The sequence below is a fragment of the Deltaproteobacteria bacterium genome, from assembly GCA_016208165.1.
Classification (GTDB): domain Bacteria; phylum Desulfobacterota; class Desulfarculia; order JACQYL01; family JACQYL01; genus JACQYL01.
In genome coordinates, this window is sequence record JACQYL010000029.1 from 67,853 (window position 1) to 90,336 (window position 22,484).

21 protein-coding genes and 1 pseudogene (1 of these 22 cut by a window edge) are annotated in these 22,484 nt (G+C 55.9%); 7 read left to right on the plus strand and 15 right to left on the minus strand.

Translation table 11 applies throughout. The features are described 5' to 3' along the window. A partial coding sequence (locus HY788_06515) for a glycosyltransferase (protein MBI4773821.1) occupies positions 1–958 on the plus strand: 958 nt, incomplete at its 5' end. A gap of 62 nt (positions 959–1,020) precedes the next feature. Here HY788_06515 and HY788_06520 read toward each other — a convergent pair. The 4 genes from HY788_06520 to HY788_06535 all read right to left on the minus strand — a co-directional run bounded on the left by HY788_06520 (position 1,021) and on the right by HY788_06535 (position 7,902). Continuing rightward, the gene (locus HY788_06520) at positions 1,021–2,277 is read right to left on the minus strand and encodes a (Fe-S)-binding protein (GenBank protein MBI4773822.1); all 1,257 of its coding nucleotides are present in this window, start codon (positions 2,275–2,277) and stop codon (positions 1,021–1,023) included. A gap of 169 nt (positions 2,278–2,446) precedes the next feature. Beyond that, positions 2,447–5,062 carry an FAD-binding protein gene (locus tag HY788_06525; protein MBI4773823.1) on the minus strand — a complete coding sequence of 872 codons (2,616 nt, stop codon included), beginning with the start codon at positions 5,060–5,062 and terminating at the stop codon, positions 2,447–2,449. After that, positions 5,059–6,192, minus strand: a complete 1,134-nt coding sequence (locus HY788_06530) for an alanine--glyoxylate aminotransferase family protein (protein ID MBI4773824.1) — start codon at positions 6,190–6,192, stop codon at positions 5,059–5,061. Before HY788_06530 ends, HY788_06525 begins: the two co-directional genes overlap by 4 nt. 258 nt (positions 6,193–6,450) lie before the next feature. Next, complete coding sequence (locus tag HY788_06535; protein MBI4773825.1) at positions 6,451–7,902, minus strand: CoA-binding protein; 1,452 nt, start codon at positions 7,900–7,902, stop codon at positions 6,451–6,453. Positions 7,903–8,440: 538 nt separating this feature from the next. Between HY788_06535 and HY788_06540 the strand changes: the two genes are divergently transcribed. Continuing rightward, the gene (locus HY788_06540) at positions 8,441–9,472 is read left to right on the plus strand and encodes a ThiF family adenylyltransferase (GenBank protein MBI4773826.1); all 1,032 of its coding nucleotides are present in this window, start codon (positions 8,441–8,443) and stop codon (positions 9,470–9,472) included. A gap of 83 nt (positions 9,473–9,555) precedes the next feature. On the opposite strand, the gene mnmA is transcribed toward HY788_06540, so the two are convergent. The 5 genes and pseudogenes from mnmA to HY788_06565 form a co-directional block, all read right to left on the minus strand. Further along, complete coding sequence (mnmA, locus tag HY788_06545; GenBank protein MBI4773827.1) at positions 9,556–10,653, minus strand: tRNA 2-thiouridine(34) synthase MnmA; 1,098 nt, start codon at positions 10,651–10,653, stop codon at positions 9,556–9,558. Positions 10,654–10,715: 62 nt separating this feature from the next. Continuing rightward, positions 10,716–11,057 (minus strand): annotated as a pseudogene (locus HY788_06550) (transcriptional regulator). A gap of 325 nt (positions 11,058–11,382) precedes the next feature. Continuing rightward, positions 11,383–12,120, minus strand: a complete 738-nt coding sequence (locus HY788_06555) for a hypothetical protein (protein ID MBI4773828.1) — start codon at positions 12,118–12,120, stop codon at positions 11,383–11,385. Positions 12,121–12,151: 31 nt separating this feature from the next. After that, a complete protein-coding gene (locus HY788_06560; protein MBI4773829.1) occupies positions 12,152–12,391 on the minus strand; it encodes a zf-HC2 domain-containing protein in 240 nt (79 codons plus the stop codon). Beyond that, positions 12,381–12,983 carry a sigma-70 family RNA polymerase sigma factor gene (locus HY788_06565; protein ID MBI4773830.1) on the minus strand — a complete coding sequence of 201 codons (603 nt, stop codon included), beginning with the start codon at positions 12,981–12,983 and terminating at the stop codon, positions 12,381–12,383. Before HY788_06565 ends, HY788_06560 begins: the two co-directional genes overlap by 11 nt. A 195-nt stretch (positions 12,984–13,178) precedes the next feature. Between HY788_06565 and rlmN the strand changes: the two genes are divergently transcribed. The 5 genes from rlmN to HY788_06590 all read left to right on the plus strand — a co-directional run bounded on the left by rlmN (position 13,179) and on the right by HY788_06590 (position 17,368). Then, on the plus strand, positions 13,179–14,213 hold the full coding sequence (gene rlmN, locus HY788_06570; GenBank protein ID MBI4773831.1) for a 23S rRNA (adenine(2503)-C(2))-methyltransferase RlmN: 1,035 nt from the start codon (positions 13,179–13,181) through the stop codon (positions 14,211–14,213). Between the two features lie 51 nt (positions 14,214–14,264). Then, positions 14,265–14,636: a phosphoribosyl-AMP cyclohydrolase gene (gene hisI / locus HY788_06575; protein MBI4773832.1), complete on the plus strand. Its 372-nt coding sequence runs from the start codon at positions 14,265–14,267 to the stop codon at positions 14,634–14,636. Continuing rightward, positions 14,624–15,505, plus strand: coding sequence for an ATP phosphoribosyltransferase (locus tag HY788_06580; GenBank protein ID MBI4773833.1), 882 nt, complete (start codon positions 14,624–14,626; stop codon positions 15,503–15,505). The genes hisI and HY788_06580 overlap by 13 nt, the downstream gene beginning before the upstream one ends. 3 nt (positions 15,506–15,508) lie before the next feature. Beyond that, on the plus strand, positions 15,509–16,648 hold the full coding sequence (locus HY788_06585) for a pyridoxal phosphate-dependent aminotransferase (GenBank protein ID MBI4773834.1): 1,140 nt from the start codon (positions 15,509–15,511) through the stop codon (positions 16,646–16,648). Between the two features lie 129 nt (positions 16,649–16,777). Next, positions 16,778–17,368: a YihA family ribosome biogenesis GTP-binding protein gene (locus HY788_06590; protein MBI4773835.1), complete on the plus strand. Its 591-nt coding sequence runs from the start codon at positions 16,778–16,780 to the stop codon at positions 17,366–17,368. 395 nt (positions 17,369–17,763) lie between these two features. Here the strand turns inward: HY788_06590 and HY788_06595 are convergent, their stop codons facing one another. From HY788_06595 to HY788_06620, 6 genes are all read right to left on the minus strand, one after another. Then, positions 17,764–18,108 (minus strand): HigA family addiction module antidote protein, encoded by a 345-nt coding sequence (locus tag HY788_06595; GenBank protein ID MBI4773836.1) that lies wholly within the window; start codon positions 18,106–18,108, stop codon positions 17,764–17,766. Between the two features lie 9 nt (positions 18,109–18,117). After that, positions 18,118–18,396: a type II toxin-antitoxin system RelE/ParE family toxin gene (locus tag HY788_06600; protein ID MBI4773837.1), complete on the minus strand. Its 279-nt coding sequence runs from the start codon at positions 18,394–18,396 to the stop codon at positions 18,118–18,120. A 175-nt stretch (positions 18,397–18,571) separates the two neighbouring features. After that, positions 18,572–18,727 carry a hypothetical protein gene (locus HY788_06605; protein MBI4773838.1) on the minus strand — a complete coding sequence of 52 codons (156 nt, stop codon included), beginning with the start codon at positions 18,725–18,727 and terminating at the stop codon, positions 18,572–18,574. 189 nt (positions 18,728–18,916) lie between these two features. Beyond that, entirely contained in the window at positions 18,917–19,426 is a 510-nt protein-coding gene (locus HY788_06610) for a transposase (protein ID MBI4773839.1), read from the minus strand. Positions 19,427–20,135: 709 nt separating this feature from the next. After that, positions 20,136–21,305 carry a hypothetical protein gene (locus HY788_06615; protein MBI4773840.1) on the minus strand — a complete coding sequence of 390 codons (1,170 nt, stop codon included), beginning with the start codon at positions 21,303–21,305 and terminating at the stop codon, positions 20,136–20,138. Positions 21,306–21,971: 666 nt separating this feature from the next. Further along, positions 21,972–22,484 carry the end of a PD40 domain-containing protein gene (locus tag HY788_06620; protein MBI4773841.1) on the minus strand. 1,041 nt of this gene lie beyond the right edge of the window, so only the last 513 of its 1,554 coding nucleotides appear in the window; the start codon falls outside the window, past its right edge; it ends in the stop codon at positions 21,972–21,974.

The window sequence follows — 22,484 nt, forward strand, 5'->3', positions numbered from 1 at the left end:
CCTCTCGCAAATCGTGCATCTTCACAGGATGGTTCGGCAATGCAGGATCGATCTCGTTCACGCCCACTGGCTCTTTCCCCAAGGATTCCTAGCGTGTCTGTACAAGCACTGGTTCAATCCTTCCATCCGGGTGATCTGTTCGGTGCATGGAGGAGATGTGTACGGACTCCGAACCGAACCGTTCGTCGGAATGAACCGGTTTACCGTGAAAACGGCGGACCGGGTGGTCCCCGTCAGCTCGTCGTTGGGCGAATCCATTCGCAACGATCTTTGGCGTCGGGCGCCATTGACCACGATTTCCATGGGATTCGATGCCGCAAGATTCCTTCCCTCGGATTCGAGAACCGGTCTCAAGAAGCGTCTTTTCGGCCATCAAGGTCCTGTCGTACTGTTTGTGGGAAGGCTGGTGGAAAAGAAAGGAGTCTCATATCTTATCGAGGCGGTTCCCGAAGTGATCGCGGAGGCGCCCGACACCCTGTTCGTCCTGGTAGGCGGAGGCCATCTTGAACACATGATACGGGATCGTGTGCGGCGGCTAGGCATTGAAAGACACGTCCGCATGACGGGATTTGTCGATCACAGCCGGCTCTCGGATTATTACGCGGCAGCGGATGTCTTCGTGGGACCGTCCATCGTCGCGGCGGGCGGCGATACCGAAGGATTCGGGCTCACGCTCGCCGAAGCGGCCGCCTCGGGCTGCGCCGTGGTAGCCACGAATGTGGGGGGGATCAGAGACGTGGTGATCCACGGAAAGACCGGGCTTCTGATTCCTGAAAAAGATTCGCCGGCCATTCGGGACGCCGTTCTGCACCTGATTCGACATCCGGAAGTGCGGTCCGAGATGGGCCTTCAGGGCCGAAAATACGTCACGGAGCGTTTTGACTGGGAAGTCATCGGAAAACGGTTCAGGGGGGTATATCTCGAGATTCTGGGAGCCAACGCACGACAGCCGCGATAACCAAGATCAGGTTACCAAGAATAACGAGCGTAACCCACCGTATCTACTACACATGGAGTATCTCATCTGGAGAGTGCGTCGGCAATACACGACGAGATGTGTCGCACTCGCACGGGCAGGTTGCGCTTTCGAGCTCCGTACGCGAGCTGGACCATGCACGCGGGACAGGACGTAACCACCACCTCCGCTCCGGTCTTCTCCACGTTGTCCATTTTCCGATCCAGCACCTTCATGGCCAGGTCATAATGGGAAAACGCATAGGACCCGGCCCCCCCGCAACACCAGTCCGCTTCGGGCAGCTCCCTGAACTCGATTCCCGGAAGGCTCTCGAGGATCCGCCGGGGCTCGAGGGTCAACCCTTGGGATCGGGAGGCGTGGCAGGGATCGTGGTAGGTCGCCACGATTTTCCCTTCTTTTGCTTTCGTGGGCGGTTCGAGGCAAGACGCCAACTCGAGTACGTCGCGGACACGCGACGCCATGTCCTTGGAAGTCGAGTGACGGGGATCGGTTTCGGGAAACAGTTTCGGATACGCTTTTAGAGACGAAGCGCAGCTCGAACAGTCCGTAACCAACAGGTCGAATTCGTGGGCGCCGATGCGTTCCAGGTTTTTCTCCGCCAAACGTCTTGCCGCTTCCAGGTCGCCGTACGCCTTGGCCGGCAGGCCGCAGCAGACGTTGTCGAGAATTCGCACCGTCCCGCCCATATCCAGCAACAGATGGACCGTATCTTCGGCCGCTTCGGGCGTCATGATATCCATGCCGCATCCCACAAAGTAGCCGATGCGGAGGCCCTCCCCTTTTCCCTTCAGAACACCGGGGTTATGTGTTTCACGGAAAGCGCTCGGCGGAAAGCTTTCCACGATTTCCTCGCTGCGTGCAAAATCGCGGCCGAATATCCTCAACAGTCCCAGAGCCCCGGCCACGTGCGCAAGCCCGCTCCGTTTCCCCAAGGCAGCCGCTTTTGCCGCCAGACGCAATCGTTTCGGGTACGGAAGCAAATGATCGAACAAGAGCTTGTGGAGGCGGCTTCGTTCCACCCGAATGAGGTACTCTTGGCGGGCCGTAACCAAAAGGTCCGATGTGGCTACGGCGGGAAAGCAGTTGGACGTGCAAGCGCCGCACAGAAGACATGCGAAAAGCGGCTCCTCGAGTTCCTTCGACCAGTCCACCCGGCCTTCGATGAGGGCGCGCAGAAGCGCGATCCGGCCCCTGGCCACGCCGGACTCGTGGCCCGTGGATCGGAAGATGGGACACGCCACCTGGCAGAAGCCGCACCGGTTGCACCTGGCAATTTCATCGTAATGTGTGGTGAGACTCAATGATTTAGCTCTTCTGAGGGAAACTTCAGAAATCCCGCCTGAGGCGGGACTCAGACTCCCTTCAAATTTCCTAAGCATTGCCGCACCGCCTTCACCGGAGCGGGCACATCTTTGCGGGGAAAAAACTCTTCAAAAAGGTTCCTGCAAATACCCTGCGTGCGAATTTGAGCTACTTTCTACCGGGCAGGCGACCGGGAGCGAAAATGCCGCCGGGGTCCAACGCTTCCTTGATCGCGTGCGTCACTTTCCATTCCGGGCGAAACGGACCGAAGACATCGTTTCGCAGCCTGAACGCGTCCGTCGCCTTTTCGATCAGCGCATGGCCGCGACTTTGTCCGGCGAGGTCGCCAAGTCGCCGCCATTGCCGCTCGGACAGGTCGGCGACGCCGAACAGGATTCGGCCGCAACCGAAATCAACAAGCACGTTCCGTATGTCCACGATCTCAAAAGCGGCCGAAACATAATCGCGCAACCCGTCGGAGGGCAGATCGACCCTCAGCAGAAACTCGCTCCGATTCAAGAGGTCGCAGAGAGGCGCGTGAACGTCTTCCGTGGCCTTATGGTGTTTCGTGGCCCGATCCCCCAGTTCGTGCGCAACAAAAAGCTCGGAGCATCGAGCCTCCTGCTCGGTTACGGTCTCTCTAAAGCCCTCAAAGCCCACCGTGATACGCCAGGAGAGGCCTTGTTTCGAGGCGATGGAGCCGCCGGCTTGCCCATTGTCCGCCGGCGTCGCCGTCAGGAACGCAGGTTCAAGCTTCGAGCAAAACAGTTCGGCCGCAGCAGCGGCCGTGCGCTCGAACGAGCCGCACGCGCTCAGGGCGAGACAGGTCTCGGGAAGCGGAGACACTCTGAAGGTCAACTCGGTGATAAAACCAAGAGTCCCTGCGGATCCCACCAGCAAACTTCCGAGCTCGTATCCGGCAACATTCTTGATGACTTTTCCACCGGTGGAAATCAGACGCCCTGTTCCGGAAACGAACCGGAGGCCCAATAGCAGATCCCGGGGGGCGCCATAGCGGAATCGCTCGGGCCCGCAAGCACCCAAAGCCACCACGCCTCCTACTGTATGGCGTTCTCCGTGAGGCGGCCGGAGAGGGAGCCACTGTTTATTCTCTCCGAGGCGTTCCTGGAGTGCTGAAAGCAACGTCCCTGCGCCCACGGTGATAAACTGGTTGTCGGGATCGCACTCCACCACCCCGGACATTCGCTCGCTGCTGAGCGGAATCAGGGCCCCGACGGAAGGATTCCCGAATTCCCCGTGCCGGCCGGCGCCCCGGCAATCCAGCGAGACCCGGCTGTTGAAGGCCTGCCGAACCATGCGACAGGCTTCCCCGGCATCGACGGGCGCCAATCCGGTCCGTCCCTGAGGATCAATCCCCGGAGGTTCCAGTGGGGCCTCCCTTTCGAGACGTTCGGGAAGCACCTTATGTGGATTGAGGAGATGATGGGGATCGAATGCATTCTTCAAGGCCCGCTGGGCGTCCAGGTCGTCCTCGGAGAAAACCATCCTCATGGCTTCGATTTTCTCCTCTCCGACGCCGTGCTCCCCGCTGATGGTTCCACCCAGAGCCACGCACGCTTCCATGATTCCCCAACCCGCCAGGCGCACCCGGCGCAACTGATCCCGATCGCGTGAATCGAAGAGCAACAGAGGATGGAGATTGCCGTCCCCCGCATGAAAAACGTTCCCAACGGCCAGTCCGTGCCGCTTTGCCAGGTCCGCCACCCGCGAGAGCGCTTCGGGAAGCAGCGTACGCGGAACCGTGCAATCCATCACGCTGAAATTGGGAGCCAGACGGGCAACCGCCCCGAAAGCTCCTCGTCTTCCGGCCCAGAGCCGGTCGCGCTCCGCATTGTCCTTGGCCCGGCGCACGTTGCGGCAGCCGTTCTTCATACAGATCTCCCGCACGTGACCTGCCTGTGCAGTCAGGCCGGCAACCGGACCGTCCACTTCGATGATCAGAACCGCGGCGGCATCCAGGGGATATCCGCAGGGATAGCTCTCTTCCACCGCGCGCATGACCGTCGCGTCCATCATCTCGAGGGTAGCGGGCAGGATACCGGCCTCGATGACCTTGGACACCGTACGCGCCGCGGCGCTCACATCGTCGTATATGGCCAGCAGGGTCACCACGGATTCGGGCAAAGGAAGGATTCGTACAATGATTTCCGTCACAATGCCCAAGGTCCCCTCGCTGCCTATAACCGCGCCCCTGATGTCATAGCCCGCCGGGTCAAGGGCCGCACCGCCCACCCGAACGATTTCGCCGTCCGGCAACACCAGTTCCAAGCCGAGCACATGGTTTTTCGTAACGCCGTACTTTAGACATCGAGGTCCGCCGGAATTTTCGCCGACGTTGCCTCCGAGGGTAGCCACTTTCTGGCTGGCCGGATCGGGAGCATAAAAGAAACCCAACGGGGCCAAGGCGTTTTGAAGTTCGAGATTGGTCACTCCAGGCTGCAGTTCGGCGGTACGAGATTCCGTCTTAATGGATAGGATACGGTTCATTCTGGAAAGGCAGACGATCAGGCCGCCCGCCGGAGCCACACATCCGCCCGACAGATTGGTCCCGAAGCCCCGGGGCACAAAGGGGATTCGGGCCTCCGAGCAAATTTGTGCGACTGCTGCAACCTCCCGGGTCTCCGCTGGGAAAACGACGGCTCCGGGCGAGTGGAACGCCGGCGAGGCATCGTACGAATACACTTCCGTGTCCGCCCTACCGCTCGAAACGTACGGTTCTCCGACGATTCGCCGGAGCCGATTCAAATGATCCGGGGAGATCATTGTATCTCGAGTACCTCCGCCGCCGCTTCCACGCCTCCGGGTTTTACCTTGACACCCTGAGCCCTCAGCACGGTTTCGAGAGTCGAAAGGAACAGCAGGACATTTCTCGAACGCGAGGCGTGGCCCATCAACCCGACACGCCAGACTTTGCCCGCCAAGTCTCCCAAGCCCCCGCCGATTTCGATGCCAAACGTCCGAAGCAACGCCCCTCTTACTTTCGCGTCGTTGGCGCCTTCCGGAATCCGAACTGCGTTCAGCATGGGAAGTCGTTCCGTTTCAGGCGCCAGCATTGACATACCCATGGCTTCCACTCCGGCCACCAGCGCTCGATGGTTTAGCCGGTGCCTGGCGAAACGGGCTTCCACCCCTTCTTCAGCGACGATCCGCAACGCCTCGCGGATGGCGTAAATCATGTTGATGGGCGCTGTATGATGGTACTTTCGATCCGATCCCCAATACTGGGAAACCATTCCCATGTCGAGGTACCAACTCACCACCGGGGTCTTTCGATTCCGAAGGGCTTGCATCGCGGCGGCGCTGAGGGAAATGGGCGCGAGACCCGGAGGACACGACAGACACTTCTGGGTGCCGCTGTAGACGGCGTCAATGCCCCAATCGTCCACCTTTACCTCCATGCCTCCCAAGGAGGTGACCGTGTCCACAAGAAACAAGGCGCCTGCTTCCTTCGCCAGAGCGGAGAGTTCCCGCACGGGATTACATACACCGGTCGAAGTCTCCGCATGCACCACCGCCAGAACCTTGGGGTTTCTTCCGCGAATCGCTTGGCGCACGGCTTCAAGGTCCACGGCCCTGCCCCACTGCGCATCCACTCGGATGAGCTTCCCGCCAAGCCGACCCACGATGTCGCACATGCGTACGCCAAACACACCGTTCACGCAGACGACCACCTCGTCTCCCGGCTCGACGAGATTCACAAAGCAGGTTTCCATGCCCGCGCTGCCCGTTCCCGAAACAGGAATGGTCAAGGGATGTTCCGTTTGAAATACAAATCTCAACAGACGCTGGGTCTCATCCATTATATGGAGGAAATAGGGGTCGAGATGTCCGATGCACGGGGCGCTCATAGCCTGAGTCACTCGCGCGGGAACATCGCTGGGACCGGGTCCCATCAGAACACGATGACCCGGATCGATGTCCCTGAAGTCGTTAGGTTCTATGTTCATTTAACTTCCTCCTGTTCGAATCTTCCTAGTTGCCGGTTAGGTTCCAACTCCGATAGCCATCCACCGATAGAAGCTCAACATACCGCATTGCATCCTCAGGGTACCGGGAGTGTAAGAAATGGTTGAACGATGGTCAATCAGAAGGTTTCATCAAAAAAAGGGAGAATCGGGACTGTATTCTCCGGGCTTGAACGTGAGCGGATTTCACCGCGTCGTCCTTTCCCTTTGGATCCATGCAGCGTAACGAGCCATAAGGCCCAGCGCCTTAATGGAGGGGGTGATCTCGAAATAAAGAGGAATGCCCTTCCGTTCCAGAACGGAATTCAGCTCGATGAGCTGAATTTGTGACGTCCCGTACGCCCAGGCGGTAATCGGCTTCTTCAACACAGGCGAAAGATCGTCGAAGAGTTGATAGTAAAAGGACGGATCCGCCAGAGGAGTGGAATAGAGCGTGCAGAATACGGAGTCGACCCCATCGTCCTCCATAAGGGCTTTTATGGTTTCGTAGTAAAGCTTACCGAAATCCCCCAGAACCGCCGCCGCCGGACCGAAGTCCACCGGGTTTTTCCCGAGACCGGGGAAAAGGGATTCGAGCTTATTCGCCGTGGCTTGAGACAGCCGCGCCGGCTCGAGGCCGAACTGCTCGGCGCAATCCAGCGCCATAATGCCTCCGGCTCCGGTAATACTGACAATCCCGATTCGGTTTGCCCGAGGCAGGGGTTGAAACAAGAATGCTTTCGAAAGCGTCAACAGCTCCCTGAATTCATCGATGCGAAGGATCCCCGTCTGCCTGAAGGCCGCTTCATACACTTTGTCGGAGCCTGCCATGGAACCGGTATGCGAAGCCATAGCCCTGGCTCCTTCCGATGAGCGGCCGGACTTGAGGCAGAGCACCGGTTTGATACGGGATATTCTCCGCGCGACGTCCATGAAGGTCTTCCCATTTCGAATGTTCTCGATATACATGGAAACCACCCGAGTTTCAGGATCCTGTTCCAGATACTCGAGACATTCGGTTTCGTTCACGTCGCACATATTTCCGAGATCGATGATCCGGCTGATGCCAATGTTCAGGTCGGCGAGTTCGAGAGCCTGGGGACCCACAAGACCTGATTGGCTGATAATGGACAGATGTCCTCGAAGGATTTCCGAATACCCTCTTTCATAAGGCACCGTGGTGACCCCGCTCCACGTATTGACTACTCCCACGGTATTCGGGCCCATCACACGCATGCCGTATCTCTTGGCGATGGCAATGATCTCCTGCTGGAGCCGCTTCCCTGCATCGTCTCGTTCACTGAATCCGTCGGAAACCACTATGGCCGCCCGGACCCCTTTGCGACCGCATTCCTCCAACACGGAGGGCACGGCGTTCCTGGCGCGGATAATGACGGCGAGGTCCGGAATACCTTCCATCGCCGTGACGCTCGTGTAGGCTTTTATTCCCAGCACTTCCCGATAGCTCGGATTTACGGGAAAGATGGCGCCGTCATAGGGACCGTTTAGCAGATCTCGAATCACTATATATCCGCCGAACCAACCCTCCTCTTTGAGCGAACCGATCACCGCAATGCCCTTCGGCGTCATAAAAAAGGACAGGGGGTTTCCGCTAATGGTGTTTTGCTCCGTCTGTCTCACCTCGCCGTAAAGCTCCATACGAAACGGTCCTTTCCCAAGCGCTTCTTCTTGTCGTGAGCGTTGCACGAATCACAGAAACCAATGCGGACGGTGTTTCACATTTCTTATGAAAACGACCAGTTGAATATGCAAAGAAGATACATGTCCATTCTCAACGTAACACTTGATCGTTTCGTCATGAAACCGAAGCCGGGAATCGGTATCCATGCATTGCGGCCATAATACTTCTCAGCCGCTCCGCGCTCAATGATTTTTCGAACCTTTACGAGCGGCGAGCCCAAAAACATCACCAGGTCTCATCCGCACGAGTTCAATCGACGCCAAAGCCGGCGCAGGCTCGTATCTGCGGGCCGTTCGGCGCCGTGCTGAACGATGTTTCCATGCCGCTGTTCGAGTAGCGCCGATAGACGGCCCGATGAGACTGTTGCGGGTCACGCTTGACTGATCATACCACACTGTGGTATCTTAATATTTCAAATCCAACCGAAAACGTACTCGACTTCCCTCTCCCCACGAACTATTCCCCCATTACTTAGACCCGGAACATGGAGCTGAGGTGACATCGAACGGACAACGTTACCGTAAACAGGAACTCTTCGCCGGGCTCGGACCCGACGGTCAGGCCGCCCTGCGAAAATCGCGCATATTGGTTGCCGGAGCGGGCGCCACAGGGGGAACCGTCGCCTCTCTTCTCGTTCGCGCAGGTGTCGGCCTGGTGCGCATAGTCGATCGGGATTTCCTGGAACTCAGCAACTTGAATCGCCAGATCCTGTACGACGAATCGGACCTGGAGACCGGGCTCCCCAAGGCTGTCCTGGCGGAACGGAAATTAAAGGCAATGAACCGCGACGTCGAGATCGAGGGCATTGTCACGGAACTGAACCCGCAAAACGCGATTGAACTGATGTCCGACGTGGATCTGATCCTCGACGGCCTGGACAACCAGGTAACACGCTATCTGATCAACGATGTAGCGGTGAGCCTCGACATCCCCTGGATCTGGACCGGGTGCCTCGGGTCCATCGGGAACGTGATGACCGTCGTTCCAGGAAAAACGCCTTGTCTCCGCTGCATCCTTCCGGACCCTGCCCCACCCGGAGCCATGCCTACCTGCGACACCGCCGGCATCATCGGTCCGACCCCAAACTTCGTGGCTTCCCTGGCAGCCGCCCAAGCCATGAAGCTCCTCTCGGGAACCGGAAGACGAACCCTTCACCGCTGCTTCACTTTCGACCTCTGGGAGGGATCCTTCCGGGTCACGGATCTCCAGAGCGCCCTCAACCATACGTGCATTTGTTGCCATCAAGGAGTGTTTGAGTTCCTCGGGGGGCGGGGCTGGTCGTCAACGGAAAGCATGTGCGGGATAGACGCGGTCCAGGTGCGACCTCCGGAGACCCGGGGACTGAATCTCGAGCAGGTTGCTCAACGGTTGGATCCGGAAAGCATCATCTCGGCCAACGCTCATCTGATTCGCTTCCGCGCCGAAAGATACGAGTTCTCCGTCTTCCCCGATGGGCGGGTCATCATTCACGGTACTGACGAACACTCACTGGCGCGAGCCCTTTACGATCGCTACGTAGGATCTTGAGACACCGGGACGTCCGCCTTTTATCCGATTCCGTTCGATCGTTCAAGTGCGGGGCCTGCCCCAAAACGTCTATCCCGGAAGCTTCATAACGCCTGAAGGGCCCGTTCAATGATCCCGCCCCCGAAGACGAGATCGTCTGAATAGAGCACCACGGATTGGCCCGGAGTGACCGACGCCTGCGGCTCGTCAAACCGGATCAGGACCTTACCTAGTTCGTACGGAGCGACGGTGGCAGCCGTTTCCTTGTGGTTCAGCCGGATTTTGGCCTTGACCTTGTAGGGGCGATCCAGTTCGTCAACCGCGAAAAGACGGATGTCCGTGGCAATAAGGCCTTCCGCAAACAGAGCCTCTTTCAACCCCACAACGATCCGGTTCCTTTCAGCATCGATCTTGAGCACGTACAGGGGTTGGTGAAAAGGAACTCCGAGGCCTCGACGTTGCCCGACCGTATAGTAGATGATACCCCGGTGCCGGCCCAGGATGTTCCCTTTTTCATCCACGATATCTCCGATTTTGACTTCGTGTTGACCGAACAGTGAGGAATACCCATCGCCGGCAATGAAATCTTGGCTTTCGGGACGGTGAACGGATTGGAAATTCAAGGACCGGGCGATCTCTTTGACATCCTGCTTGGTATACGCACCGACGGGGAAGAGCGTACGGGAAAGCTGCTCGTTGGTGAGCGTATAGAGAAAATAAGTCTGATCCTTCAATGGGTCTGCCGACTTCTTCAGAAGAAAACGCCCGCCTTTGTGTACCAGCCTTGCGTAGTGGCCGGTCGCGAAATAGTCGAAGTCCACTCCGCTCTCTTCCGCTTTTCTAAGCAAAAATCCGAACTTCAACTCCCGGTTGCACACGACGCACGGATTCGGCGTTCTGCCCGCCAGATACTCTTTCTTGAAGTAGTCGATCACATGCTCTCTATATTCCTTTCGCAGATCGATCGTATGGAAGGGAATTCGGAGCTGTTCACAGATGGTTGACGCGGACTCGACATCCTCCTTTTCCCCGGCTCCGTAGCAGGAATGTCTTTCCCCGCCGCCGGGCGCACCGGCGCCGTCGAATATTTCCATGGTAAGACCTAGGACATCATATCCCTCCCGTGGCAGCAGCGCTGCTGCAACCGAAGAGTCGACCCCTCCGCTGAGCCCCACGGCCACCCTTGTCCCGGTGTTCCTCATTTGTGACCACTCGCCAGGGGAGAAGATGCGAAATCCGCCGGAGGGCGAATCCCCCATATCCCCTTGCAGACCTTCATCTTTTGTTCCCAGTTTTTGTAGGTTTTCCCCTTGCACATGGTTCCATTGACGAAACAGCATAGGTCATCGGAATGAAATTCCCAGGCGGGGCACTTGATTCTTCTTTCGGGAGGGCAGTTCCTGATATGCCAGCAGGAGATTCTTTCCCGACCGGCCTTCTTCCTCGAAATCAAGAAAAGCAGTTGCCGTTCGATGTGGCCGGGGACTCTTCGCCAGCCCTGGTCGTAGCTCTGAATGGCCTTTAGAGAAGCACCCAGCAGTTGGGCCAACTGTGTCTGGGTTTTGCCCAGTTTTTTGCGGCATTGTTTGAATTCTTCGCTGTCCATGATCGATCCCTTGCAGGTACAGTTGAACACAGATGCGATGGCAGGATCGGAGCATACCACATTGTGCTATATAAATCCAAGGAATGCACCGAACGTCCCCGATGCCGGCGCCGTTTCCTTCCACCAACACAAGCGACTTCCCGGATCGGGAATTCCGGTATGCCAGGTGGGATGAAGCTCAAACGACCCAAACCCGCCGCCTCAAAGGAGTGAAGGTAAAAGCGCGGGCTAAGTGGATTCACCTGGCGACTTATCCAGTGTCGGCCTCAGTCGCGGTTCTCAGTGGCATCCGATGGTGTTGGGAGAGAAACCCGAACTCCCCGAATCATCCCGGCGGCCAAACCCAGTCGCAATCCCAGCTCATCCGAGCCGTTCCGAGGCAGCCGGTAACCCAGAGTGTCAGCGATTCCCCGGGGGTGGAAATGAAAGCAAGTCCACCCGTGTCCGGGGCCTCGAATCGGACACGGTAGGGAAACGCCCAACGGTTTATCCGGGGATAATCCCGCATCAGCACGTCGTATTCGCATGGCAATTTCTCGATACGGGCGGGCTTCAACCTTTGTCCTGCCCGGTTTTCCAGATGGATCCGCCAGATGGATTTGCCCGGTCTCAACTCGCTGAATTTAGTTTCCGGCGTGAAGACAAACACGGTGAAATCGAGAACCCTTTGGGACTCGATCCTTTCAGTCTCCAATAACCGTTTCTCCTCAGCCGGCGGATACAGAAAGTCGCGGCTCCTCTTTGCGATGAGAGCTTTTCTGAAGTCGGGACTCATCAGGGTGGCTTGCACGGCCATTTCGGTGCTCAAACCGGCATACACCCTTCCCTCTCGGGTCCATTTATCGTATGCCTGTAAGTAGGGCGACGGACGGGTCCATTTCCATTCTTCCGACACCGCCTGTTGCAGAAATCCGCACGATGACGAAAACGGCGTGGCGGCAAGCACAACGAGGGCGAACACCCGAGCGAACGCACAAGCACCAAGCATTCTCCGCATGTCATAGGTCTTCAACGGTTCGATATGCTTTTCCCCGATGTTCGCACACCCGTGCATCATCCGCATCCGACACATCCAAGGTCCCTCGAAAGCAACCTCAGCCTCGTTTCCTGCATTCTTGGAGCACCCTTCTGAGGGAGTTCCGGACAGTATCGGGAATCGGTTCGTCAGGAAGAACCCGGGCCAGTTCGATGGTTTTCCGAATAGAATCCAGGCAATCCCCACAGGCTTTGCATTCCTTCAAATGGCGCTCGATGTGCGCCAGAGTGACCTCGTCACATTCCCGATCCAAGTAGTCACTCATCCTACGATACATCTCCAAGCAGTCAGGCTGCATGACCCATTTCCTCATAGTATCCTTTGATGCGATTACGGACAAACAAACGGGCGCGATGGAGGCGCACTTTTACCGTGGACGGCATGATGGACAACATCCCGGCCACTTCCTTGGTGGAAAACTGCTCGATATCCCGCAGGACCAGCACTATTTTATACTTGGGAGGTAGTTGTTTTATGGCCCCGTTGAGGATGTCCCTCAGCTCTTGATTCAGCAATTGCTCGATAGGAGTGGACAACCACATTGGACGATCTTCCGGTTGCGGGTGATCGTCGGGAAGCAATTCTTCCCATGACAGTTCCAGCTCGGGTTCGTGCTTCTTCTTGCGACGCTTCTTGATGCAAACCGATGTGGCGATTCTAAACAGCCAGTTCTTGAAAGCCGCCTCACCCCGGAAACGGTCCAAGTATCGCAGGGCGTTCAGGAAGGTCTCCTGAAGCAAATCTTCCGCATCCTCGGGCCGACGGCACATTTTCAAGCCGAAATTGTAGATGCTCTGTTCGTAGCGTTTCAGCAGGTCATCGAACGCACGCTTGTCTCCGTTTCGAAAGCGTTTGATGAGCAGCGTGTCCGTCTCTTCTGAATAGGTCATGACGCGATGATACGGCGGGGTCCTCGATATGTCAATGGTTGGCGCTCGGTGAGTCCGGAGCGGAGGCCGGCGTGTTTTCAGGCGGGAATCGTCCGGAACGCACCGGTGACGGTCCGCATTTGCCAAAAAGCTTGAAAACACCGCGGCGCATGGCTATACTAAAAAATTTAACAGTAAAGACACAGACACACCCCAATGATGCCCGATTTAAAGAATATGACGTTTCCGGAGCTGGAAACCTGGGCCGCCGCCAACGGCGAACCCCGCTATCGTGCGCACCAGCTCATGAAATGGATGTACTGCAAGGAACAGGACGATCCGGATGCCATGACGGACATTCCGAAAGCCTTCCGGGAAAAGTTGAAGCAGGAAGCACGCATCAGCCGCTTGGAACCTTTCGAGATCCAGAAGTCCAAGGATGGTACGAGAAAATTCCTATTCCGGTTGGATGACGGGGAGTTCATTGAAACCGTGCTGATCCAGGAGCGCGACCATATGACGTTGTGTGTTTCCACGCAAGTCGGCTGCGCCATGGGTTGCGCCTTCTGCCTGACCGGCGGGGCCGGCTTCAAGCGGGATTTGGGTTCCGCCGAAATCGTCAATCAAATACTGGCGGTGAAACGCCGGCTGGATCCTGGAGAGAATCTGACCAATCTGGTCTTCATGGGCATGGGAGAACCTCTGCTCAACTACGAGAATACCGTTCGGGCGCTGGATGTGGTTATGGACAACAGAGGGTTGGCCTTCAGTCAGAGACACGTGACCGTGTCCACTTCCGGAATTGCGCATCGTATTTTACCACTGGGGAATCGTGTGAACGTGGGGCTGGCCGTGTCTTTGAACGCAGCCGACGATGAAACCCGCTCCGCTCTGATGCCGATCAACCGGAAGTACCCGCTGAGTACACTCCTGGACGCCTGCCGCCGATATCCTTTGAAACGAGGTCGCCGCATCACGTATGAATATATACTCATCGAAGGCGTGAACGACTCGACGCGCGACGCCGAGAACCTCGTTCGTTTGCTCCATCCCGGTCAATCGAAGATCAACCTGATACCGCTGAACGAGCATGCCGGCTGCTCGTTTCGATCGCCGGAGCCGGGGACGGTGGAAGGGTTTCAGGCGATTCTGATTCGCAACCATTTTACCGCCATCGTGAGAAAGAGCAAAGGTCAGGATATCATGGCCGCTTGCGGACAACTGGCGGGCAAGCACGCTAAAGACAGTTGACCCTGTCATTTCATTTTTTACGAACCGCCATACCCGAGGAGACCGAAGCGCATGCTGGACTTCGAAAAAGGAACCGGGCTCATTCCCGCCATCGCCCAGGATTACCAAACCGGCGAGGTATTGATGCTCGCCTATATCAATCGTGCTTCATGGGAACGCACGATCGAGACGGGCGAGGTGCACTACTGGAGCAGAAGCCGCCAGGAGCTATGGCACAAGGGCGGCACTTCCGGTCACGTGCAGAAAGTGAAGGAAATCCGCGTGGACTGCGATCGCGACACGGTGCTGTTTAAAGTCGAACAGGTAGGAGGAGCCGCGTGCCATACCGGCCATCGCAGCTGTTTTTTCAATATAGTCACGGAACAAGGTCTCAAGGAAACGGGCGAAAAAGTATTCGATCCCGCGGAGGTATACAAGAAATGAACATACTCAGGTTAGGGATTCCCAAAGGAAGCCTGCAAGACGCTACGGTTGAAATTTTTCGAAAATGCGGCTGGAAGATCAATGTAAACGGGCGGAGTTATTTCCCCGAAATCAACGACGAGACCATTACCTGCTCCATCTGCCGGGCACAGGAGATGAGTCGTTATGTGGAAAACGGCACCCTGGACGCGGGCCTGACCGGAAAAGACTGGATACTCGAAAACGATTCTCAAGTGCAGGTGGTGTCGGACCTGTTTTACTCGAAAGTGAGCCAGCGGCCGGCCCGCTGGGTTCTGGCCGTGCCCTATGATTCGGACATCCGCACCATCGAGGATTGCCGGGGGAAAAAGATCGCGACGGAGCTGCTGAATTTCACGAAAAGATATTTCCATAGCCGAAATATCGATGTAAAAGTGGAATTTTCCTGGGGCGCCACGGAGGCCAAGGTGGTTTCCGGACTGGCGGACGCCATCGTCGAGGTGACGGAAACGGGGAGCACCATCAAGGCGCATGGCCTGAGAATCATACACGAACTGATGCAATCCAACACGCAACTCATCGCCAACCTGGAAAGCTGGAAGCAGGATTGGAAACGGGATAAGATTCAACAGATCGCCCGGCTTATGCAGGGCGCGCTTCTGGCCGAGCAGATGGTGGGTCTGAAAATGAACGTGCACAAGGATAAATTGGCCGGCATCGTGGACATTCTACCCAGCCTTAATGCCCCCACGGTGGCGCATTTGCACAACAGCGAGTGGCTTTCCGTCGAAACCGTGGTTTCCAAGATCGTGGTAAGGGACCTCATCCCCGATCTCTTGCGGCTGGGAGCGGAAGGCATTATCGAATACCCTTTGAACAAGGTAATCTAAGAAATGATCTCGAAACGCGCACAGGATATACCACCATTCATCGTTATGGACGTGCTCGAGCGCGCCCATGCCATGGAACGCGCGGGCGTAGACGTGATACATCTCGAGGTCGGAGAGCCTGATTTCGACACGCCCGCTTGCATCAAGGAAGCCGCATGCCGAGCCATCGATCGAAACCAGACGCACTATACCCATTCCCTGGGCCTGGTGGAACTCCGGGAAGCCATTGCCGAGCACTATCGGGAGCAATACGGCGTATCGTTCCCGGCGGATAGGGTCCTCGTCACCTCCGGGACTTCGCCGGCCATGCTGCTGATGTTTTCAGCGCTGCTGGAAGAAGGCGATGAGGTCATCATCTCCAATCCCTACTACGCCTGCTATCCGAACTTCATCCGATATCTCAACGCCAACCCGGTCTTTGTTGACGTCAATGAAGAGGACGGGTTCCAGTACCGGTCCTCCGCCATCAGGGAGCGGATAACCTCCAGGACCAAAGCCATTGTCGTGAACTCCCCCTCGAATCCCACGGGGAACCTGTTGTCCGAGGAGCGGCTCAAAAAAGTGGCGGGGCTCGGCTTTTACGTCATCTCCGACGAGATCTATCACGGGTTGGTCTACGAAGGTAAAGAGCACTCGATTCTAGAATTCACGGACCACGCTTTTGTTCTGAACGGCTTTTCCAAACTGTACGCCATGACCGGGTGGCGACTGGGATATATTATTGCTCCGGAAGCATTTATCAGACCCATGCAGAAAATCCAGCAGAACTTCTTTATTTCCGCCAATGCGTTCGTTCAATGGGCCGGAATTTCGGCCCTTCGTGAAGCCGGAGAAGACGTCCGCCGGATGAAGGAAATCTACAATCAGCGCCGGAAATTCATGATTCAACGTCTTCGCGAGCTTGGTTTCGGCATCGCCGTGGAGCCCACCGGGGCCTTCTATGTGCTTGCAAACGCCCGCCATATAGACAACAACTCCTATCGGCTGGCATTCGATATTTTGGAAAAGGCGCATGTAGGAGTTACCCCTGGTATCGATTTCGGTTCCAACGCCGAAGGTTATATACGCTTTTCCTATGCCAATTCCCTCGAGAACATTCGCAAGGCCATGGATCGGATCGAGACGTATCTTGAGCGTCGGTAAGCGAGACCCAGCCAAAGTAGGTTGGGTTAGCGAGTGAAGCGAGCGTAACCCAACGTGTTTGCTTAACCTATTTTGCGCTCCCGGTAATATGAGTCGGTAAGCGGGTTCCGGGGAAAAGGCAGGTCCGGGATGCAAGTCCGGAAAGCGGAATTTTTGAAAAGCGCGGCCTCCGGCCGGCATTACCCGGAGCATGACCTCCCCGAGATCGCCTTTGCCGGTCGATCCAATGTGGGTAAGTCCTCTCTGATCAATGTGCTGGTCAACCGGAAAAAGTTGGTTCGCACCAGCTCCACTCCCGGGCGCACCCAGCTTTTGAACTTCTTTGTGGTAAACGATCGGCTGTGTCTGGTGGACTTACCCGGCTACGGTTTCGCCAAAGTGGCGAAGTCGGTCCAACAGGGCTGGCAAAAGATGGTGGGAGATTACCTGGCCAAGAGGCCGAACTTGAAAGGCGTGGTCTTCATCCTGGACGCGCGCCGGGATCCGAGGCCCGACGACCTGGACTTGATCCGCAACTTGCAGGGATCCGACTTCAAGACCATACTGGTGGCCACCAAAATCGACAAGATACGCAAGACCAAGCAGCTACCCCGTTTACTAGAACTGGAGCGCTCCCTGGGTGAAACCGCGCCAAAACCCGTCGCCTTCTCCGCCATCACCGGGGAAGGCAAGGAAGCGATATGGGCGTCCATCCTCGATGGTCTCGCTTTGCCGCTCTGAAAGGGCAAAGCTGAAGACGAAACCCACCTGTTCAACGCCATTCAGAGATTTCAGGTTTCAGGCTATATAAGAGCAGGTTTGGGCGGTCATGATGATCCCCGGGCGTGGGTCCCTTTTCAATGTCCGCCGAGAGGTCCCGTTTACCGGCTTTTGACACGGCTGACGATCCGACGAAAAAGACCGTTGTAGGGGAAATAACGACAAAACCGGAGGAATCGTTTCTCGCTGTTTCGTGAGATAACGTGTACGCTTTCAAACTTTCGAATTGGCCACCCCGATAGCAGAATGGGTGACTTAGAGGGCAGGATGGGCGGGTACGAGATGTTGCAGGCGGCTTACGCAATGCCTGAAAGGTGCGCGGTCGATTTTCTCACGCGTCCTTAGCCGGCCCGACGTTATGCGCCGGAATTTGGTTCTAGTTGAGACGCTGGTTTTCTTGCTCTATTTACTGGGATAATTCGCTGTTCAATGTCATTCCCAATCTTGCGTTTGATCAACCTCAAATCGAACTCAGATTGCAGATTCAACCAAAACTGGGCCTCAACTCCAAAATACCGCTCCAGCCTTAGCGCCGTATCGGCGGTTATGCTCCGTTTGCCGTTGACAATCTCACTGATTCTATTCAGTGGTACGGCAAGATCCCGCGACAACCGGTTTATGCTGATGCCCAAGGGTTCCATGAAATCCTCTCGTAGGATCTCACCCGGCGTAATGGGATCCAGCAAGTCTTTGATACTCACTATTGCACCTCAATGATAATCGACGATTTCTACGTTGAAGGCATTGCCTTCATGCCATTCAAAACATATCCGCCATTGCCTGTTAATGCTGATGGCGTATTGTCCTTTCCTGTCGCCTCCGAGAGCGTGAAACATGTTTCCTGGATTCCGTAACAAAGCGTCCAAACTTGGAGCGGCGTTTAGAACCATCAGCCGTTTTCGTGCCTGTCGCTCGAAGGACTGGAAACGCCGAAGGGGTTCGTCGTTAAAAAGCCTCTCCGTGTCTCTGCAGGCAAAGGACTTGATCATGCGCGTATGGTATTACGGTTTAGGTAATACGTCAACAGAAAAAGATTCCTCTTTGCGTGGCGTCACGTTGAATCGGGCGGCATCATACCTGTTTCGTCCGCACTTTGGCCTTTCTTCCCGCCTTCCGAGGCCACAGTGGGATAGGGCACGGGGTTGATTTTGCGCGTTTCTATCCTCAATGGACAATCCGGTTTTCCCGGACACGGTATCGGCGATCCATCCGATCGGGAACATGGTCCAACACCTCTTCCAGAAAATCGCCGGTGCCCGAAAGTCGTTCCTCGCCTTTCAAATGGATCCACATTTTCCGCATGGATTTCAAAACGTCCACCCGCCGACGCTTCTTAACAAACCAGCTTCTGTCGGTATCGTCACGGAAGATGTTGGGCCGTGCGATCCCCCGGCGGATGATGTGATGCAACGCCCCCGGCGGATTAATGCGTTCTGTTCGTGGCAGGAGGTTTCCATATCACGGATGATGAAACAGAGAAACGCGCAAATTCAACACCGTCCCTCTTTTTCACGCGACAACATTCGGATTTTCCCTATCCGTTTCCCATTGGGCAGGGTTATTGGCGATATATTCCCGGATGCGGTTTAATTCGTCGTCGTTGCGGATGATGTGTTCATAATAATTGCGCTGCCATATCTTGAGGCCGGGGGTGTTGCGCAGATGGTTGATGCCCTTTGAGGACATCGTTTTGAAGGCGCCGACCAACCGACCGATGGGTTTGTGTTTTTCCGTAGGGGCGGTTCGCGAACCGCCCTCAACAACGTCGGTAATAACGATAATCCCATGCAAATGATTGGGCATGATCGTATATTCATCCAATTTCACATAACCGTGTCGCGTCGCCAGCCATTCCCACGATTCTGCAACCTTTTGTCCGAAATCGTTCAAGATCATTTTCCCGTCCACGGCGTCCCCGAACAGACATTCCCGGTTCCAGGCGCAAATGGTCACAAAATACACCCCGGCCCGCGAATAATCGTATCCGTGCAATCGGATGGATCGGCGGCTATGTCGCATCGATTTCCGTTGCAGGGGCGGTTCGTCGTAGATCCTGAGCCCCGTCGAAGGGCGAACCGCCCCTACAGAACGGCCCGTTATTCATGCTGTTGTTCCCTGAACAAGGAGGCCCTGTCCGCCTGTGACTTCTGTAAGGGCATCTTTTTCGCCAGCGTTGGAGACGGCTGCCAATAGCCGGGTACGCTCCTATTTCGTTCGAGATCCAAAGACGTAAAGGGGTACGGGGTTGATTTTGCGCGTTTCTATCTTCAACGGACAATCCAGTTTTCCCGGAGACGGTATCGGCGATCCATCCGCTCGGAACAGGGTCCAACACCTCTTCCAGAAAATCGCCGGTACCCGGAATTGGTTCATCGCCTTTCAAATGAATCCACATTTTCCGCATGGATTTCAAAACGCCCCACCCGCCGACGCTTCTTAACAAACCGGTTTCTGTCGGTATCGTCACGGAAGATGTTGCGTCGTGCCATCCCCCGGCAGATGATGTCATGCAACGCCCCCGGCGGATTACTGCGTTCTGTTCGTGGCATGAGGTTTCCATATCACGGATGATGAAACAGAGAAACGCGTAAATTCAACACCGTCCCTCTTTTCGCCCACGTCCCTCTTTTCCCCCATTGTTATCATGCCATTACCTGTTTATGATTTTCGTAGTTTAACATCCGCATAATGGACGCGACGCTTTATCGGTGTGCGATTGATGTGATTCTTATCCATCCTGCGCCAAACTTCGCCACCAATTAAGCAGGGTCCCACGTGTAATATAATGAAAACAATGCAGATTAATTGGCATATCCGCAGGCAGCCACGTACCGCCGCGTGAGTGTGATGCGCCGCCAGTAAGCGGAACCTCCGAAGGCTTTGCTTTGTTATCAAGATAAAATGGCGGATCGTACATTGGAGCAGGGAACGCTAAGCCACCGTGTAATGAGCGAGATCGATAATCGTAGACCTTACTGAGGGTCTGTTTGAGGTTGGCCTTTGACCATTTTATACGTAGCAAGTCTTGATTCGGACGATCAGTAGGCTCATTCGGCCTGAATTTTAGGGTGAAGTCCAAGAATTTCTTAGTGGCACCCAAAGAAGGGGCAATCAATTCAGCAACCTTCTCGACTAATTGATGGCCACCGGCTTCGTTAAGAACGGTTTCCAATTCTGGTTTCGCATCTCTGAGGCGCTCGGCTGGAGATGCATCCGGCATAAAGGCGTCGTTTGCTGCGGTCTCAAGAGCAGATACGAACAACAACCAAGCCAGATGGGGCTCCGATTCTGTGGCCCAAAGAGCGTTCTGATATGCAATGCAGGAACGAATGAGGCTCACATACCTCTCCGCTGGGATCTTGGGGATTGACATTAGCATCTCGAGGGCGTCGAGTGAATGAGTCCCAGCGACGGAAGGAAGAACATAGCGCCCGAGCCCTACACGAAGGAATGGAGCTGGTTTGTAGTCCCATGCGCAGGGACGTCCCAATGGATCCTTATTGGGTTCAAATCGCCGCGACACGCCGCCCGCCATAATTCGGGCACCGACGCTCAGTGAAGTCAACGCCGCAAGTTCATCAATCATCGTCCCGCCGTGATAAAGCGTCTCGTCCTTTATTGACATGTCTGGTCGATGTTCAAGAAGGTGGTCGACCAAACGTAGAATAATTGGAGCGGTTACGATTCCCGGCGCAGGCATTGGCACTGTATTGAGAAAGCTGTAGGGACATAATTCGGATGTGAATTCACCGGTGATGTGCGCGTCCGAATAGAACTGGTACTCGTAAACCCCGTTGGCGGGCTCGTTGTTGAGCGCGTTTAGCCAATTGAGTTGTGAAGGGAGCGCGCGCAACCGAACAGCATCTGGCGTGTCTCGTATTTGAGTATTGTCATTCACGTCACAGTTCCAAATTCATAACGACACGCCATTTCATTGTTGACTTATTTCGGTCCAAAGCGGTTCCCGAACGCCTCCTCCGGCTGCGATCAACTTTTCATGCTCCTCCGCCCTCTTCACCATACGGCAGATGGCCGAACGGTCTACATTCAGACGACGCGCCACTTCGCTTCCGGATATCGATAAATTCCGAACAGCTATAAGACCGATCAGGGCGCGTGCACGTGCGACCTATGGACTCCGTGAGAAACCGGCCAACACCCGTCCCGGTCCTTATGTAAAGGGGGACGGGGTTGGTTTTGCGCGTTTCTATCTTCAACGGACAATCCGGTTTTCCCGGAGACGGTATCGGCGATCCATCCGCTCGGAACATGGTCCAACACCTCTTCCAGAAAATCGCCGATACCCGAATTCGTTCATCGCCTTTCAAATGGATCCACATTTTCCGCATGGCTTTCAAAGCACCCCACCCGTCGACGCTTGTTGACAAACCGGTTTCTGTCGGTACCGTCACGGAAGATGTTGCGCCGTTCGATCCCCCGGCGGATGATGGGATGCAACGCCCCCGGCGGATGAATACGTTCTGTTCGTGGCATGAGGTTTCCATGTCATGCGTGATGAAACAGAGAAACGCGCAAATTCACCACCGTCCCCATTTTCCCCTCCTTATTGATGCGCCCCATAGGGTCCCCCGGTAAGCGTGGTGGCATAAATCACGCTGAAATCGTCCGGGTTTTCTGCTCTGTCGATCCACACGACCTCGGGGCGGCCATCCGGCCCGATAATAAAATTGGGATTGTCATCCGGCCAATAGAGGTCGGCGGAAACGCTCTCCGTAATGTCCACCTCGGGACCGCCGTCTACCGGAACAAGTACGCCGGTGGAGCACAGGACGTACCGCCCGTCGGGACTGAATATCGCTTCGTCTGATGTGGAAACTAAAGTTGGAGGCTCGCCCGTCAAGGGCACAGTATAGAATACTTTCTCCTGCGTGGGAGAATGGGTGAATCCAGCCAGCATATGCGTCGAAACGGGGCTCATCCGGATGCTGTCCGGCGCCTTGACACCCGCGTCATGCGACGGATAGTCCAGAGGGATGATCCGGCCGTCGTCCAAGGAAAACGCAAAGTCGGTTTCACCGGCGAAACGGCCGGTCAGCTCTCCCGTTATGTTGAATAC

Excerpts from the sequence above, each read along its gene's own strand:
- HY788_06525 (MBI4773823.1), bottom strand. The coding sequence starts at position 5,062 with ATGATCTCCCCGGATCATTTGAATCGGCTCCGGCGAATCGTCGGAGAA.
- HY788_06530 (MBI4773824.1), bottom strand. The coding sequence starts at position 6,192 with ATGGGACCCGGTCCCAGCGATGTTCCCGCGCGAGTGACTCAGGCTATG.
- HY788_06535 (MBI4773825.1), bottom strand. The coding sequence starts at position 7,902 with ATGGAGCTTTACGGCGAGGTGAGACAGACGGAGCAAAACACCATTAGC.
- mnmA (MBI4773827.1), bottom strand. The coding sequence starts at position 10,653 with ATGAGGAACACCGGGACAAGGGTGGCCGTGGGGCTCAGCGGAGGGGTC.
- HY788_06555 (MBI4773828.1), bottom strand. The coding sequence starts at position 12,120 with ATGCGGATGATGCACGGGTGTGCGAACATCGGGGAAAAGCATATCGAA.
- HY788_06560 (MBI4773829.1), bottom strand. The coding sequence starts at position 12,391 with ATGCAGCCTGACTGCTTGGAGATGTATCGTAGGATGAGTGACTACTTG.
- HY788_06565 (MBI4773830.1), bottom strand. The coding sequence starts at position 12,983 with ATGACCTATTCAGAAGAGACGGACACGCTGCTCATCAAACGCTTTCGA.
- rlmN (MBI4773831.1), top strand. The coding sequence starts at position 13,179 with ATGATGCCCGATTTAAAGAATATGACGTTTCCGGAGCTGGAAACCTGG.
- hisI (MBI4773832.1), top strand. The coding sequence starts at position 14,265 with ATGCTGGACTTCGAAAAAGGAACCGGGCTCATTCCCGCCATCGCCCAG.
- HY788_06585 (MBI4773834.1), top strand. The coding sequence starts at position 15,509 with ATGATCTCGAAACGCGCACAGGATATACCACCATTCATCGTTATGGAC.
- HY788_06590 (MBI4773835.1), top strand. The coding sequence starts at position 16,778 with ATGCAAGTCCGGAAAGCGGAATTTTTGAAAAGCGCGGCCTCCGGCCGG.
- HY788_06600 (MBI4773837.1), bottom strand. The coding sequence starts at position 18,396 with ATGATCAAGTCCTTTGCCTGCAGAGACACGGAGAGGCTTTTTAACGAC.
- HY788_06610 (MBI4773839.1), bottom strand. The coding sequence starts at position 19,426 with ATGCGACATAGCCGCCGATCCATCCGATTGCACGGATACGATTATTCG.